A 13,818-nucleotide genomic window follows, 5' to 3' on the forward strand; every position below is an offset into this window, starting at 1 on the left:
ATGAACAGGCAAGCGCACGCCCCCGTCTTCGACTTCTTCCGGGATGCCCTCAAGGGGTACAGGCTCTCCGGAGCGGTCGACTACCGCGTCGGCCCGGTCCTCGACGAGTACCTCGGACACCTCGCCCGATGCGTCGCTGACGGAGAGGTGACGGTCGCCGAGGGCCTCGTCCTAGGCAACCTCGTAGTCAAGTTCGCCAGCCGGTGCGCATCCCTCCCGGAGGCGCGCCGGGAGCCCCGGTGACGGAAGTCTACCGGTGCCTCACCAGGAAGGCGGCGCCCTGGTCGATCCGGGAGCGCGGGCGCGTCGTCGGGCATCGGGGCAGCCTCGCGCTCCGGGACGTCAAGTTCCGCGTCTCGTCCGCCGGCGTCGACCGCATACGGGTCCGCCGTCAGCGCGAGGTCGTCGCCTACGCCCGGGGCGTCCTCGCTGAATCCGGGCCCATCCCCGCCCGACGCGCTGCGGGTCAGGTTCGACCCCTACGCCGCCCCCGCCTTCCTCCTCCCCGACGGCAGCCCGATGAGCGCGGCCGCCGTCGCCCTGTTCCTCCCGGACGGCTCGTGCTGTGCCGTCCCTCATCCTCCGGAGTGTCCCAGTGCGTAGCCTCGTCGCCCTCCTCGCGCTGATCAGCGTGGCCACCCCCGCCGGCTCCGCCGAGCTCTGGCCGCAGCCCGAATCCGGATGGCGATTTGCGCTAGTCGTCCCCGCCGGGCCCGAGCGAGAGCGGTTCGGCTACGTCGATGCCGACCCGGCGCCCCCGGGCGGGTGGACCGTCACCGTAACGTGCGGCCTCCAGGACGCCCGCACCGGCCGGGTGCTCTCCCGCGTCGTTGGGCGGGGCACGTCAAACAGGGGGCCGAGCCCGGGCTTTGGGGGGCAGTGGTCGTGGCCGGGCGGAGCAGGCGCTTCGTTCGTCGTCACGCAGTCCATGCGGCGACCCGAGGCGCTGCGCCTGCCCGCCGAGTTCACGGCGCCGGAATGCCCCCGGCGTGGCATGGGCGACCTAAGCACCGGCGACTAACATAGTTCTACGTAGCAGCTTCTATGGCCTTCAGGTCCACTTGGAAGTCGTAGTGACCTGCCTCGATCTTCACTCTGGCTTTCTCGAAATACTTCTCGGGTGGCGTCACGGATGCGCTCCGAACGACGTCCATCCTGTCCATCAGCTCGGCCAATGCAGCCTCGGCCTCCTCGGCAGTCCCCAGCGCGGTGATGTTGGCAACGCGCCGAAAGCGGTCCTGCAAAGCCTTGAACTCAGCAGCGAGGCGCGAGATCTCGTTGACGCTCGTCTGGATGTTGAGCCCGTCCGAGAGTGCCGGAAACAGGCTGGCACCGAGAGAGAGGGTGGCGACCACCCACGCCGGGACGACATCTTGGAGCACCGTAAAGCTCGCGAGTGCGCCAAGCACGATGGGGGCTGCGATGAAGAACTGCCGCTGTCGACGGACCTGCCGGAGCCAGATGAAGAGCGACGTCGACGTCCACAGACAGGACTCGGACTGCCTCATAGCCTCCTTCGCGACCTCGATGCGCCGCTGGACACTCACAGTACGTGTATCGGTATCCGGGCCCCGAAGATCGTCTGCCATTCCTGCCCCGCCGTAACATCGTAATCGAGCCGCTCCCACTCGCACGCTGTCTCAGCGACAGCCAGAGCAGCCTCCGCCTTCGTGTGCCAGTCGGCCCCAAGCCAAATCCATTCCCCCGTACCGGGGACCAGCAAGCCCGAGCCCGCCCTCCCGACGAGCGCCCGGAGGAAGTCCCGCACGAACCAGTCGTAATAGTAGTAGTCCTGTTGAGCGTATTGATACGTGCTCATGAAATCGGCGACCAGGAGCTCAATCAGAAACGATTTGAGCGGTACATTCTTCTCCCGCTGCCACATCTTGATGATCTTCGTCAGGGCGCGAGTGTTGCCGTTTGTTCGCGTGTCGATGGCCTCGATCAAGGCGATCTGAGCAAGCGGGTCGACGGTCTTCCACCGGCCGCCGTTGTTGGTGTCGGGCATGAGGTACTGCCCGCCCGGAAGGTCGAAGACGGGGACAACCTCCACAGTGATGGTATTGAATTGGACCATCACCACCTGCCCGTCACCTCGCATGTCCGTCTGCGGGTAGGCATCCAGGAGGGAGGCCCGAACTTCTTGTAGAAGCTGCGACTGGCGATTCCCAACCCGGGCCTCAAAGCGCGCGAGGACTGCCGGGGTGAACTCCACCATAATGTCGATGTCGGCGCTCGGTCGAACTTGGGTACCCTTGCCCCAGGACCCAACGATGCGCAGCGGCGGCTGGTCCGCGACGCGTCCGTTGTATGCGCGCTCCAGCGCCTGGGTGACGCGAATCGCCTTGCCGATGCCGTCCTCAACCTGATCCCGCGTCAGGTTCAGGTCCTCGTGGAAGGCCCGAAATCGCTGCCGTACTGCCACCCACATGTTGTCACCCCTGCGCGCAGCATGGGGGAGCCGTGGTCCGGTGGGAAGGCTGTGTGATACATCCGCCGGGTGTCATCCCCAGCGGGTACCCTAACAGAAAGGGCCGGCCCTGAGGTGGGGGCCGGCCCCGAGATGTAGCGAACGAGCCTTCGCTACCGATTAGGTGTGCGTGTCACAGACCCGGCAGGAGGGCATGGGACGGCGGCCCCGGCGGTCGGACGCCGAGCTTTTTCGCGTAGTGGACCATCCCCTTCCCTGTGACCTTGGTCGTCGGCCGCGGCTTCCCGCCGTGGACCGCCCAAAGGACCTCGAACAGGCCGCGCCTGATGGCCCGCTCGTTCGCGACCGGCCCGCCATTGAGCTCGTAAAGGTCGCCCCTGTCCTTCAGCCAGGCCACGAACTTCAGCGGCCCCTGGTGCAGTGCCTTCTCGGCCGCCTTCAGGCCCCAGAGCCCGTCGCTGTCCGCCAGGGCCTCCACGAAGTCGACCGCAGGGCGGGCCGCGGCGACCTGCGCCTCGGCGACGATTCGGCCCTGGCGCTCCTCCTCGACACGCTCGGCGTAGCGGCCGAGCAGGCTGCGGAGGATTGCCGGGTCATCGAGGAGGGCGAGCGGGTCGGCGGGGGCGACCGGGACGCTCCGACGTACGAGCTCGTCCGCCATGCGGTTGAACTCGGCGATGTAGGCCTCCTTGAACCGCGCTGCCTCGGCGCCGGTGAAGCCGAGGACGGCGAACGCGATGCGTCCTTGGTCATCAGGTAGTGGGAGAGGACCTGCCGGGCGTGGCCCTGGACGTCGCGCGGCTGAAAATTCAGCCGGGCGAATTCGGGCGAGCATGCCTCCTCGGTGTTGCGCAGCCCCTGCAAAACATTCTTGTGCGCGCGTCCGATGTAGGCGGCGACGGCCCGGCTGTCGGCGGAGGCCGCCCCATCGACAGTAACGACCGGGACCCTGGCGGGCGAGAGGGTCATCGCGCTCATCAACTTGGCATACGCGGCGATGCTGCCTCCATCCTCAACGCCCCGCTCGACCTCTCTTTCGTCGAGGATGCGCTCCCTGCGGTAGGCCATTACCAGCCCCCTGACACGGTCGCCGCGCTAATCCTAAGGGCGGCCGCGGCGGTGGCGGGGGTGAGCCGATGCGCGGAGATTTTGGCGCCGTCCCAGGCAGGGGCAAGGGGAAGATGGGCGCCGGCGCCGCTAATGCCTCCTACGGGGCGGCCGCGGCCGCTGCGCCGGCGGCCCTTGGCGGTGAGGCGCCAGACCGTCTCGGCATCGAGCCAGCCCCAGCGCTCCACCGCGGCGTGGCGCCCATGGCTATCGACCAGGGCGGCAACTGCCTCGAAGTTCGGAATAACGTGAAAGTCAGATGGCGTCATTCCGCCTTCGCCTTCCTGCAGGCCCGGCGAACGAGGCGTCGGTCGACCCGGGCGAGCACGTTGGCGATGTCCGAGTCCGCCCGGGGCTGCCCCACCGCCGAGCGGCCCGCAGCGGTGGATGTCGATCTGCTCCCAGAGGGTGAGCGGGCGCAGTGCCAACATGAATGCGCGCAACCACCTGGGGATCGCCGCGGGTCTTGTTAACCAAGGGGCCTATTCGGACTCGGGCGAGTGCCACGACGCGTGCAGTGTTTCCCTGTCGGCCGCTTGGGTGGCCTTACTGAGGAAAACGCAATGATGGACGATAAGCCCGACGATTGGCCGTGGCCCGAACTAGTGAACGACGAACCAGCCACGGGACCACACTCGCCAGCTGAAGGCTCTTTCGAGACCGTCTCAGCCTGGATACGAACGGGCTGCCGCGCCCGGCGCAGCGGTTGGGCCCCTGGCATCTACGTTCGGGCCGTGAACTCAGAAGACATCTCCAACAACGAGGCACCGGACGTCATACACATCTGGACCTACCATACCCTCCCTGGAGGCGGCGTTTCTCTTAAGCCGCGGGAGTGGGTTGAGGCTCGCAGCGACATCCTGGAGATGGATTGGGAGCGGATATTGTCTAGGCCCGAGCACGAGGAGATAATCGAGGAACGCCGCAGAGAAAGCGCAAACGGCGGCTTTCAGTTCTTCCGCCTGAACTTTCGGAAAGGACAATCCTCCGAAGCCTAAACCCACTGCGACCCACATTGTAGAAATGCGAGCGGCCGTTGCCACGGACCCGGGTGCCTCTCTCGTGCAAATAGTCCGACGGTGCGGCTCACGCCGATAGGAAGCCGTCAACGACCGCAGATTGAGGATAATACGGGAAGCCGGCGGGCCGCTCGTGACTGCCATCGCCGATTTGACCAAAGACGTGGACGGCAAGAAAGCGCGGTTCTGGCCGCTCCTTGACCCTTGCCGAACGCGTCCTAGCATCCCCATCCGTTGGCGGCGGGCGAGTATCCGCTCGGCCGGCCCCACTTGCGGACGTGCCGAGGCACCCGGCCGTGTGCCGGACGATTGGCAGCCGGAATCCGCCATGGTAGCCCAGCCGCATGATCCTCGTAACCGGCGTGTCGAACTCCGGCAAGACGTACACGCTTGAACGACTCGTGCAGGCGATGCCGAGCTTCCGGTACGTTCGCGCGAGCGCGATCTTGCGCCTCCTCAGTCGTCCGATCTCAGACCTGACCGTCGAGGCGGCCGTCGAGAATCAAGACGCCCTCGTGGCCGAGCTGTCCCGGCTTGGGATCCTGTCCGATGACGACGCAGTGCTTGACGGTCATGCGACCGTCGAGACCACGTCGGGAACCCTGCCCATACCGGATCGTACGTTTGACGCACTGGCGCCGCGCGCCATCGTCCACGTGGTGTCGCCCCCGGCCCTGATCTCGGAATGAAGCGCATTCCGTGGCCGACCCTGGAGCTCCGCAGAAGCCGCGAACCGCCAGGAGGCGGAACGTAGCCATGCCCGCGCGCAGGCCTCCCGCATGGGCGTGCCCTGCTTCGAGATCACGTCCGGTGACGTAACCGCCTTCCTGGAATGCACCGCCGCCGTCAGGAGGGGCGAGCGGGGCGCAAGCTCACGTTTAAAATGTGCTCGGCGCTGTCGTCGCGATAGTAGCGGTCGACGGCGTAGCGGTGCTCGAAGCCGAAGTTCCTGAACAACGCGTCGAAGCTTTCCAGCGTCTCACCTGGGACGGTCACCAGGGGGCGGTCGGTGCCGAGCCACTCCAAGGCGTCGTCTACCAGGCGCGTCGCGACGCCACGACCGCGTAGCTCGGGACGTGTCCAGATGGTGCAGAGCTTCCGTTCGTCCGAACGCTTGGCGATGACGAGCCCGGACAAGCGGTCCTCGTGCCTCTCGACGAATAGGCGGCGCTCGCCCGAGATGAGCCCCGGGATGACGGTGCCCCAGTGCCCGACCCCGGGGGAAGGCTCCACGCCCTGACCCGGACAAGACACCCGGCAGCGACATACCGGCGTGACAAAAAAAGACGGGTCGAGGGTCGCTTTTCGCTCTGGCGGGCCTGGATATATGCCGACGGTCACGTAACAATACTCGAAGGAAAAATCGCTTCGGGTCGAGCTCTTGTCCGCCAACCCCGCCCTTTTCGAGCACATCAGCGGCGTCGCCCGGCGCTTCACTGTCCAGCGCGTGCGCGAGACCGGCGCCCCGCTCGACGCCCGCGAGATCGAGGCCTTCCTCGCGGCCGCGGCGGAGGCCTACGTCGCGAGCGGCTCCACGGGCGTCGACGAGGACATGCTAACGGACGTCCTGCCCCGCGTCGCCCGGTACTGCGTGGGCATGGACGTCAGCCCCGGGAAGAAGACGGCGTCGAACGAGAGGCTGTTCCGGGCCGTCGAGCCCGAGGTAAGGGCTTGGACGGTCGCGCACCGCCGGGCCACGCGCGCCCCGGTCGACGCCGCCGCGCTGCGGGCCGCTGTCGAGGCGCTCGTCTCGGCATACCGGTCGGTTCCAGGACAGGCCCATGACGACGACGGGCATCTCGCGCTGATCGAGCGGTGGGTCGCTTGGTACTCGCGGATGACGGCGGTCCGGCAGGAGGGCACGCAGAAGCCCGGCGCCACCCACCGCGCGCGGCAAGAGGCTGATTTCGAGGTTCACCTGGTTGTCTCGTGGGAGCGGCAGGTTGCAGAGCATGAGGGCCGCGCCCCGCGGCGCCTTTCCATCGACGCCATCACCGAGGCCCTGCGCGGCACGGGCATGAAGCGCTCCGCCATCCGCGGCGCCGTCGAGCGGATGCGCGGCCGCCCGGAGCGGCAGGCCCACATCGACGCCCTGTCCGGCACGGCTCGCGACCTGGTCGAGGCGCTGGAGACATCGGGCATCCCGCAGAACCGTCTCACGGTCGTGCGCACGGACGCCTTGGCGGAGAAGCTATGGCCCGCCACGACGAACCCGGCGACGAAGCGTAAGCATCGCCAGAGGCTCCGTGCGGCCGCCGTCGAGATCACCGCGGCGCCTATCGACCTGCACGTCATCGTCCTCGGCGAGCACACCCTCGTGGGCCGCGGCCGCCGGCTCCCGGACGGTCCCGACGCGTTCGCCGCCGAGGTCGTCCAGACCGGTAAGGTGCGTCCGATTCCGGGTGGCCTGATCGCCCGCCGGCAGGGCGACTGGGGCACGCCGGAGGGCCAGGACGCGCAGGTCCTATGTCGCGTCCTGGCCTCCCACGCGGGCGACGGGGACATACAGCGCGTCCTGGAGGAGCTCTCCCTGCCGGAGGCGCGCGACGCCTTCCTCGGCGTGAGCGCGGCCTATGCCGACGCCTGCCACAGGGACACCGTGGACTGGTGCCGGATGGTCGAGGACCGCACCAACGGCCCGCTTGCCGGGATCTTCTCCGAGGCGTCGGGGCAGTCCCTGGAGGCCGTCGCGAAGATCCGCGGCATGGTCGAGAATGCGCGCCAGAACGGCCTCGGCGCGGCATGGGACGCCTACGTCGCCGAGGCCGCGTCATACGCCTACCGCCTGCACCGGGCCGAGGCAGCGCCGGTCCGCGAGCGCATTCGGCGCATCAGCACCGCCCTAGCGACCGCCCCGACGCCCGAGGCATGGGAGGCGGCAATGCTGATCCACATCGCCTCGAAGCGCCCCGGGCGTCGCCCCACTACCGCGGCCCTGCCGCCGGAGCGCCGCCGCCCCGACCGCGCCGCCGTTTCCGCCACGAGCTACAAGATGGACCTCAGCCTCAAGACGACGAGCCACAAGCCGCCGCCTGTTTTCAAGCCCCGGCATACCGAGCGCATGGAACTCCCGAAGTGGCTGGAGACCGAGGTGTCCAAGCACTGGCGCATTAACGTGATCCAGGTCGCCGCGAACGACATGCTGCTCGCGTACCTGGGGCTCACGCGCGAAGAGGCCATGGGCATGGAGAAGCGGCCCCTCGTTCCCGGTGCCGGCACGGTCGAGGACGCCATGGAGGGCCTGCGACGCGTCCTCAGGACCTGGGGCGGGATGGTCGCCCAGGCCGACGCCGAGCTCGACGGTGCCCTGCGCGAGTCAATCGTCTGGGCCGGTCAGGCCCTCCGGGCGCACGGTTATGAGGCCTTCGTCATCGCCGCCGGCATCCCCCACGTCATCATCGATGGCCTGCGCTCGCACGAGGGGACCGTGACGCTCCGAGCCACGCTGGCGAACGAGATCGAACACCTCGATTGGATAATCGCGCAGGCCAGCGCCGGGACCAGCGCCGCCGCCTAACGGGGGTTGTCCGTTGCAGGGGATGACGGCCCGCTAGCCGGGCCATGCCGCCCGCCCTCGCCATAGCCTTCATCGACGCCCTGCCGGCAGCCATCGCATCGTGGCGCCCGACCTTCGTCGTCTCCCTCCATTCCCCATCCCGGCCCATGACACGCCCATGGGCCGGCCCATGGCTGCCCATCGTCGGCCATGACCGCGAGGCCATGGCCTCCATGGGGAGGACCATGGGCCCCATGCTGTTCCGCGTAGGCATGCCGCGCGCCGCCATGGGGCATGCCCGGCCCATCGCCTTGCCCATGCCGTTCCATGTGTCCGCACTTGTCAAGGCCATGAAAGCCCATGGGATGGCCCATGGGGACGCCATGGGAAGCCATGGGGCGAGGCTGCTTACCTATTGTCACGCAGGCCCGGAGCGCGACCCAACCATGACTGTACTGACGGCCCGTCCGCAGCCAGCGTTCGTTCCTTGCCCAGAGGGCTGGCATGATCACCACCAGGAGCCAGTCCCACCCTACTAACCGAAGCCTCGTACATTCTTGCAGGCCTCGTCGAGCAGATGCCGGATGAAGTCTACCTCGACGACCCCGAGCCCGTCGGCGCGCCCGAGACCGGTTCGGCATGCATCGCTCGTGAGCGCCGGAACGCCGCCGAGCGCAAGCGGGCCGAGCGTCCCCGGAGGCGTGCCAAGGGCATCCCTAAGCCGCGCCTATTAGACGCCGCCATCGCCACGGCCTGCTCAGACCTCAGCCGTCAAGGCGGCCTTCGCGATCGCGTGAACAAACAGAAGAGCTACGAGGGCGTCGCCTACGCCCTCGCGGATCTCGTCGGACACGCCATGGAGACGTTCGTAGAGCACCGAGTGTGAAGCAGAGCCAAGCCAAGGCCGCGCTAATGGCTCGCCCCCGGCTAACTTAGAAGGCCTGAAAGGCCACGCTCGCCTCGGCGCGTAGGAAGGCCCGTCAGCAATCGCTGTCACTGGCGCAATTCTTGTTCCAGACCGGAGCCGACAGTTGCGCATATCTGATGTCAGAAGGTCCTGACACAAGCTGCTGTGCAACTCAGAGCGCCGGAAGGAACATGCCAGCAAATCCTGACACGTCACCTTGCTTGGGACGGACGCGCGTCAGACAAACGCTGAGGTCGCTGCCAGAAAATCCTGACTACCGCTGCCGCGCCAACGAAAGTTCGTGACCCTCGCTGTCAGAAATCGCGGACAGCACCGGCAGCGTCTGATGCTTCACGGAAGCGAGAGGGTGTGACGCCGCGTTCTTTGATCGGCTGCGCTTCCGGAGAAGCGTCAAGGGGTGGGTCGCTCAGAGATAGAGCTAGCTGAATTCCTTCCCTATACCGCTCGGCTACTTCGCGTAGCCTCTCAATATGTTTGGAAGGCGGCGTTCCTCGAAACTGCATAGTGTTCGGATCCGTCTCCTCCCAGCGTCGAAGTTGCTTCTGATCGACTCCAAGCTCACTGGCTGCGCGACCGTGCCAAGTCGATCCCCAAATAGCTGTAGCCAAAACGCGCATCTGAACGATGGCGGGCAAGCGCGGAGCTCGCAGCAGCGGAGGTTGATATCTGGTCGCGCGTATCAGACCAAAGTACGCGTGCCGATTGATGTCGTCTGCAGTCTCGTGGTCATCAGTGACTGACCCATTCTTCAGCCATCTTAATCCCCCCATCCAGTCAACCATGTCGAGTTGGCCTGGGAGAAATTCGGTCTGCACCCGTGGCTTGCTGGGCTTCTTCGCCATCACCTACGCCTAAAAAATCTGGATCGACGTTCTACAGCAGCGGCTATGGGGCACCGAGTCGGAAAGAGGTGGACGGTTAAAAGAAGTCTGCGAGGCGCGATGGCTGAGCTTCTTCGAGACAGCCTCGGAGGCCGACGTCACCATGTAAAGGCGCTTCCGCGTTAGATTCTGCATCCAGTCCCTCGGTATCGTCGGCACGCGTTGCACCACCGCAATGTCCTGCGGACGAATTGGGCACAGGCGACGGAAGAGCTTACCCAGGCCTCAAACGTGGCCGAGGCGGTCTGGCGCGTGGCAACCTATCCGACTTCCCTGATGCGCCTGCCGGCCGGCACTGATGCGGTCGCCTGGGCGGCGCCCTAATACGAATCCGCGAACGCCTGATTCGGCTACATGTCTGAGTGGAAGCGGACTGGCAGATATGACATTCACCTCAATTGTTCAGCAGGACATGCCGGCATGGCCGGAACTGGCCGAAAGCAGCTGGTCCGCTTCCAAGCAGAGCCGTCAAAAGAGCGGACGGCCTCCTATCGATCCAACACAGTCGCCTATGCAATTAGGGGCGCATCCCGTAAGCAGCCATTCGCTGCTTACAACGAGTTTCCTGCCGAAGATTGGCTAAGAGCCCGTCCGGTAAGGGTCTGAGGCGGGGTTGAGTGGCCGGGATGGCGATGATTCCAGGAGGGTGCTGAAGCCTGACCTGGAAGCGCCATGTGGACCCCGACCACCCGGCGGCAGCATAGCCGCGTGGGCCTTCGCTATGAAACCGACCTGACCGACGCCGAGTGGGCGGTGATCGAGCCACTGATGCCGAGGCCAGCGCCCTGTGGCCGGCCTCCGCTCTGGACGACACGGGAGGTCCTGAACGCCATCTTCTACGTTCTGAGGGGTGGGATCTCCTGGCGGTTGATACCCAAGGATCTACCGCCGCGCTCGACCACGTTCGGCTACTTCAGCCGCTGGCGCGACACAGGGCTGTTTGGCCGGATCAACCACCACCTGGTCATGGCCGATCGCGAACGAGTCGGACGGGAAGCCTCACCGTCTGCCGCGGTCCTCGACAGCCAAAGCATCAAGACGACGGAAAGCGGCGGCCCGCGCGGCTACGATGCTGGCAAGAGGGTCAAGGGGCGCAAGCGGCAAGCGCTGGTCGACATGGACGGGCGCGCGCTCGTCCTCGATCCTCAGCCTGCCGACGTCCAGGACCGCGACGGAGCCGTGCCGGTGCTGCGCCTGTCGCGTCGGACCTTCCCGTTCATCGCCAAAGCCTTCGCCGATGCAGGCTATGCCGGCAACAGACCGGCTACCGCCACGATCATCACGGTCGAGATCGTGCGCAAGCCGCCCCATCAAGTCGGCTTTGCCGTGCATCCACGCCGCTGGGTGGTCGAACGGTTCTTCGCCTGGATCAGCCGCAATCGCCGCCTCTGGAAGGACCCAGAGGCGACTCTCGCCTCGGCCAGAGCATTCCTCTACGCGGCAGCCGTCATGATCCTCGTCAGGCGACTGGCCCGCTCAGCCTGACTTCTCGGACGGACTCTTAGCGTTTCGCACGTCGGTGAAGACGGCATCGATATCAGGCCTCTTGGCCATGATCCTCAGGGCTTGGGTGTACGTCCACCGGAGCCGGTCGCAACTGAAGCGGCTCGCCTTATGGAGGACTTCGAGAGCCACCCCATCGTCTGGCGGGTCAGCGGCAGGGCCGGGGCCGTGGCGCGGGGCGGACGGTGGTGAGGCCGTGGCTCAGGCTCACGGTCTTTGGGTAGCCGTGCCCTTGGAACGAGGGCTTGCGGCTCCTAGAGCTGTCTTCCGCATCCGCGTGAGTTCGTGCACGCACTGTGCCAAATCAGGGAAACGCGGTGCGATCCCAGCGACCGTTCACTCCGGGGTGGCGACGTCGAGAGAGAAGAGTCCGACCTGCACCTCCTCGGCGAGCTTGATGCCGACCTAGCGCGTTTTGAAGGTCGAGGGGGAATGGACCGCCTTTCGGACATCCCGCACTCCCTCCGCGAGGAGGCCATCGACGGCCTGCGCGACGTCCTCCCTGGCCCGCAGCCTTAGGCTCGGGAGGTCCACGCCGTAGAGGGCGTGCATCTGCAGCGGCATAAAAACCCGCTCGACGAACCGGGTCGCGGCCGGCGTCGCCGCGACGAGCATCTCCGGGGTATGCCCCTGGCCCGCGATAATTTCCGCCAAGGCCGATACGCATCCGCCATAGCCGATCCGATAGGTGGCCAGCGCCATCTCGGGAAACCGCGTAACTTCGGCGATGGTCAGTCGCATGAGCGCGATCACGTCCGGTACGAAGATCTCGTCGGCGAGCAGCATGGCGACGCCAAGCAGGTTCTCCCTGGAGACGCCTCCGTCCGATGCGGCCGAGATTCGGGCGACGGACTGGGCGACTCGGCGGCGGACCACCGCCTCGTACAGGGCCTCCTTGTTCCGGTAGCGCGCGTAGAGGGTTGCCTTCCCGGCTTGCGCCTCCTCGGCCAAGCCCTCGAAGGTCGTTCGGTCGAAGCCGTGGGACAGAAACAGGCGCGTCGCTACGTTGAGCACCCGCTCTTCGACTTCGCCGGCTTGGTCGGCGCGCGGCCGACCGCGGCGCCCAGAGAGGACGGCGCCGACCGCCTGTGTGGCCACCTTGCGCAAATTAAGCTCCTCCTAGCTGGAACAATACGGCGGCACTCCGCCTTCACAAAATGAACGCGTGCGTTCTTTTTCCTCTTCAATGCAGGAGTTGGCCGATGGCCGAGCAGGATTACGAGCAGTGGTACATCCAGGGTCTCCAGGCGTTGAAGAGCGCCGACGAGCAGGGGAAGGAAGCCGCGAAGGCGGCCACGAAGGACCTGAGCGATCCTGAGCTCCGCAAGATCGCCGAGGAGGGTTCCGCGACGGCCGCGCGCCATGCCGAGACCATCACGCGCCTCCTGCATGAGGCGGGCGGGCAGCCGAGCAACAAGCCCAACAAGATCATGGAGGGCATCCGGGCCGGCACCATCGACGTCATGGCCGCCGCCAACGACCCAGCCGTGAAGGACGCCAGCGGCGTCGCATCCGCCCAGATCTCGCTGCACTACTACATCGCCGCCTACGGCACGCTCGCCGCGACCGCCAAGCACCTAGGCCGCGAGAAGGAGGCCGCCGAGCTCAAGCGCATGACCGACGAGATGAAGGCGTTCGACGAACGCTACACCAAGGCGGGCGAGGCGCGCGCGAATAAGCAGGCCAGCCAGTAGGCCTTACGCAGCCGGCGTCGTCCGGAGGGGCCAGTAAGACGGTCTCAGGCCACCGGCGTCGGCAATTAGGACATAGGGATCGCAGGGGGACTTCCCCCTGTGGTGCGACGGCCGGTCGTCTTTCCGCCCCCTCAGGTCGCCCGGCCGTCAACACTGCTCGCACCGGCTTGCCAGGTCGACCCCGGGGTCCCTGCAGGGGCGGTCAGCTGCTCTTAGTAGCCGCGAATGACATCAAGCGCCGAACGCATCTTGTTCGGTGTCCACTAACCCCTACAGCGAGAACGCCAAGGGCCGCCATTTCCTGGACGCCCTAACCGCCTCGCTCAAGGACAAGGCCAAAGTTGCCCACGGCACCGCCGAGTGGTTGGTCAAGCTCGCCTGAGAAGCGCAACCGCGAGGTCCCGTCCGTCGACGCCGGCGGGCGGCAGCCGTTCACGGATGACTAGGACATGCTCGCGACCGGTGGGTCGCCTGATTGGAGTACACATGCCGAACCCGTTCTGCGCCGCGATCCTACTCGCCTTCGAGGCGCAACGGGTCATCGAGTTACGATTGGTGCGCATCGCGTGGGGCGGGGCGCAGGCGCAGGCCGAGATATTCTCGATGGTTGGCGAGAAGGTGGTGGCCGCGATGGAGGCCGCCAACACGCTGCTGGCCGGGGGCTCGCAAGGCCAGGTTATCTCCCGATACCGCGAAATCGTGGCCGACAACACGCGACGCCTGACAGACTAACTCGAACGGGCTGAACAGCTTGAATTC

At 66.4% G+C, this 13,818-nt stretch carries 15 protein-coding genes and 1 pseudogene; 10 read left to right on the forward strand and 6 right to left on the reverse strand.

Annotated features, from left to right (window positions below; all coding sequences use genetic code 11):
• The gene (locus BMZ47_RS14045) at positions 1 to 243 is read left to right on the forward strand and encodes a hypothetical protein (protein ID WP_091863112.1); all 243 of its coding nucleotides are present in this window, start codon (positions 1 to 3) and stop codon (positions 241 to 243) included.
• Positions 240 to 626, forward strand: coding sequence for a L5-gp82 domain-containing phage-derived protein (locus BMZ47_RS29360; protein WP_483129551.1), 387 nt, complete (start codon positions 240 to 242; stop codon positions 624 to 626). Before BMZ47_RS14045 ends, BMZ47_RS29360 begins: the two co-directional genes overlap by 4 nt.
• A gap of 402 nt (positions 627 to 1,028) precedes the next feature.
• Here BMZ47_RS29360 and BMZ47_RS14055 read toward each other — a convergent pair whose 3' ends face one another.
• The 4 genes and pseudogenes from BMZ47_RS14055 to BMZ47_RS29315 all read right to left on the reverse strand — a co-directional run.
• Positions 1,029 to 1,547 (reverse strand): hypothetical protein, encoded by a 519-nt coding sequence (locus tag BMZ47_RS14055; protein ID WP_029361283.1) that lies wholly within the window; start codon positions 1,545 to 1,547, stop codon positions 1,029 to 1,031.
• Positions 1,544 to 2,431 (reverse strand): SMODS domain-containing nucleotidyltransferase, encoded by an 888-nt coding sequence (locus BMZ47_RS14060; protein WP_029361284.1) that lies wholly within the window; start codon positions 2,429 to 2,431, stop codon positions 1,544 to 1,546. Before BMZ47_RS14060 ends, BMZ47_RS14055 begins: the two co-directional genes overlap by 4 nt.
• A gap of 172 nt (positions 2,432 to 2,603) precedes the next feature.
• Positions 2,604 to 3,092 carry a phage antirepressor KilAC domain-containing protein gene (locus BMZ47_RS14065; protein WP_029361285.1) on the reverse strand — a complete coding sequence of 163 codons (489 nt, stop codon included), beginning with the start codon at positions 3,090 to 3,092 and terminating at the stop codon, positions 2,604 to 2,606.
• Between the two features lie 89 nt (positions 3,093 to 3,181).
• Positions 3,182 to 3,499, reverse strand: a pseudogene (locus tag BMZ47_RS29315) (hypothetical protein); the annotation flags it as partial.
• A 605-nt stretch (positions 3,500 to 4,104) separates the two neighbouring features.
• Here BMZ47_RS29315 and BMZ47_RS27960 point away from each other — a divergent pair.
• Together BMZ47_RS27960 and BMZ47_RS14075 are read left to right on the forward strand one after the other, a co-directional pair.
• Positions 4,105 to 4,536 carry a Thoeris anti-defense Tad2 family protein gene (locus BMZ47_RS27960; RefSeq protein WP_208601051.1) on the forward strand — a complete coding sequence of 144 codons (432 nt, stop codon included), beginning with the start codon at positions 4,105 to 4,107 and terminating at the stop codon, positions 4,534 to 4,536.
• 365 nt (positions 4,537 to 4,901) lie between these two features.
• A complete protein-coding gene (locus BMZ47_RS14075) occupies positions 4,902 to 5,246 on the forward strand; it encodes an AAA family ATPase (protein ID WP_029361287.1) in 345 nt (114 codons plus the stop codon).
• Positions 5,247 to 5,403: 157 nt separating this feature from the next.
• Here BMZ47_RS14075 and BMZ47_RS29165 read toward each other — a convergent pair whose 3' ends face one another.
• The gene (locus tag BMZ47_RS29165; protein WP_091863113.1) at positions 5,404 to 5,970 is read right to left on the reverse strand and encodes a GNAT family N-acetyltransferase; all 567 of its coding nucleotides are present in this window, start codon (positions 5,968 to 5,970) and stop codon (positions 5,404 to 5,406) included.
• Between BMZ47_RS29165 and BMZ47_RS14085 the strand changes: the two genes are divergently transcribed.
• The 3 genes from BMZ47_RS14085 (at position 5,939) to BMZ47_RS14100 (ending at position 11,347) form a co-directional block, all read left to right on the forward strand.
• Complete coding sequence (locus BMZ47_RS14085; protein WP_029361289.1) at positions 5,939 to 8,074, forward strand: hypothetical protein; 2,136 nt, start codon at positions 5,939 to 5,941, stop codon at positions 8,072 to 8,074. The two genes, BMZ47_RS29165 and BMZ47_RS14085, sit on opposite strands and share 32 nt — an antisense overlap.
• Before the next feature lie 556 nt (positions 8,075 to 8,630).
• Positions 8,631 to 8,939, forward strand: coding sequence for a hypothetical protein (locus BMZ47_RS14095; protein WP_091863115.1), 309 nt, complete (start codon positions 8,631 to 8,633; stop codon positions 8,937 to 8,939).
• Between the two features lie 1,595 nt (positions 8,940 to 10,534).
• Positions 10,535 to 11,347 (forward strand): IS5 family transposase, encoded by an 813-nt coding sequence (locus BMZ47_RS14100; RefSeq protein ID WP_091863116.1) that lies wholly within the window; start codon positions 10,535 to 10,537, stop codon positions 11,345 to 11,347.
• A gap of 423 nt (positions 11,348 to 11,770) precedes the next feature.
• On the opposite strand, the gene BMZ47_RS14105 is transcribed toward BMZ47_RS14100, so the two are convergent.
• Entirely contained in the window at positions 11,771 to 12,463 is a 693-nt protein-coding gene (locus BMZ47_RS14105) for a TetR/AcrR family transcriptional regulator (protein WP_244413308.1), read from the reverse strand.
• A gap of 104 nt (positions 12,464 to 12,567) precedes the next feature.
• Here BMZ47_RS14105 and BMZ47_RS14110 point away from each other — a divergent pair, with 104 nt between their 5' ends.
• The 3 genes from BMZ47_RS14110 (at position 12,568) to BMZ47_RS14115 (ending at position 13,791) form a co-directional block, all read left to right on the forward strand.
• The gene (locus tag BMZ47_RS14110) at positions 12,568 to 13,059 is read left to right on the forward strand and encodes a YciE/YciF ferroxidase family protein (RefSeq protein ID WP_012322137.1); all 492 of its coding nucleotides are present in this window, start codon (positions 12,568 to 12,570) and stop codon (positions 13,057 to 13,059) included.
• Positions 13,060 to 13,315: 256 nt separating this feature from the next.
• Complete coding sequence (locus tag BMZ47_RS29170; protein WP_280110120.1) at positions 13,316 to 13,441, forward strand: hypothetical protein; 126 nt, start codon at positions 13,316 to 13,318, stop codon at positions 13,439 to 13,441.
• Positions 13,442 to 13,545: 104 nt separating this feature from the next.
• Positions 13,546 to 13,791, forward strand: coding sequence for a hypothetical protein (locus tag BMZ47_RS14115; protein WP_012322138.1), 246 nt, complete (start codon positions 13,546 to 13,548; stop codon positions 13,789 to 13,791).
• The last annotated feature ends 27 nt before the right edge of the window (positions 13,792 to 13,818 follow it).

Source organism: Methylobacterium brachiatum (genome assembly GCF_900113845.1).
Taxonomy (GTDB): Bacteria; Pseudomonadota; Alphaproteobacteria; order Rhizobiales; family Beijerinckiaceae; genus Methylobacterium; species Methylobacterium brachiatum.

What these genes read in the sequence shown, in the direction of transcription:
- BMZ47_RS14060 (WP_029361284.1), bottom strand. Translation starts at nt 2,431, where the DNA reads ATGTGGGTGGCAGTACGGCAGCGATTTCGGGCCTTCCACGAGGACCTG.
- BMZ47_RS27960 (WP_208601051.1), top strand. Translation starts at nt 4,105, where the DNA reads ATGGACGATAAGCCCGACGATTGGCCGTGGCCCGAACTAGTGAACGAC.
- BMZ47_RS14095 (WP_091863115.1), top strand. Translation starts at nt 8,631, where the DNA reads ATGCCGGATGAAGTCTACCTCGACGACCCCGAGCCCGTCGGCGCGCCC.
- BMZ47_RS14115 (WP_012322138.1), top strand. Translation starts at nt 13,546, where the DNA reads ATGCCGAACCCGTTCTGCGCCGCGATCCTACTCGCCTTCGAGGCGCAA.
- BMZ47_RS14045 (WP_091863112.1), top strand. Translation starts at nt 1, where the DNA reads ATGAACAGGCAAGCGCACGCCCCCGTCTTCGACTTCTTCCGGGATGCC.
- BMZ47_RS14065 (WP_029361285.1), bottom strand. Translation starts at nt 3,092, where the DNA reads ATGGCGGACGAGCTCGTACGTCGGAGCGTCCCGGTCGCCCCCGCCGAC.
- BMZ47_RS14100 (WP_091863116.1), top strand. Translation starts at nt 10,535, where the DNA reads ATGTGGACCCCGACCACCCGGCGGCAGCATAGCCGCGTGGGCCTTCGC.
- BMZ47_RS14110 (WP_012322137.1), top strand. Translation starts at nt 12,568, where the DNA reads ATGGCCGAGCAGGATTACGAGCAGTGGTACATCCAGGGTCTCCAGGCG.
- BMZ47_RS14075 (WP_029361287.1), top strand. Translation starts at nt 4,902, where the DNA reads ATGATCCTCGTAACCGGCGTGTCGAACTCCGGCAAGACGTACACGCTT.
- BMZ47_RS29165 (WP_091863113.1), bottom strand. Translation starts at nt 5,970, where the DNA reads ATGTGCTCGAAAAGGGCGGGGTTGGCGGACAAGAGCTCGACCCGAAGC.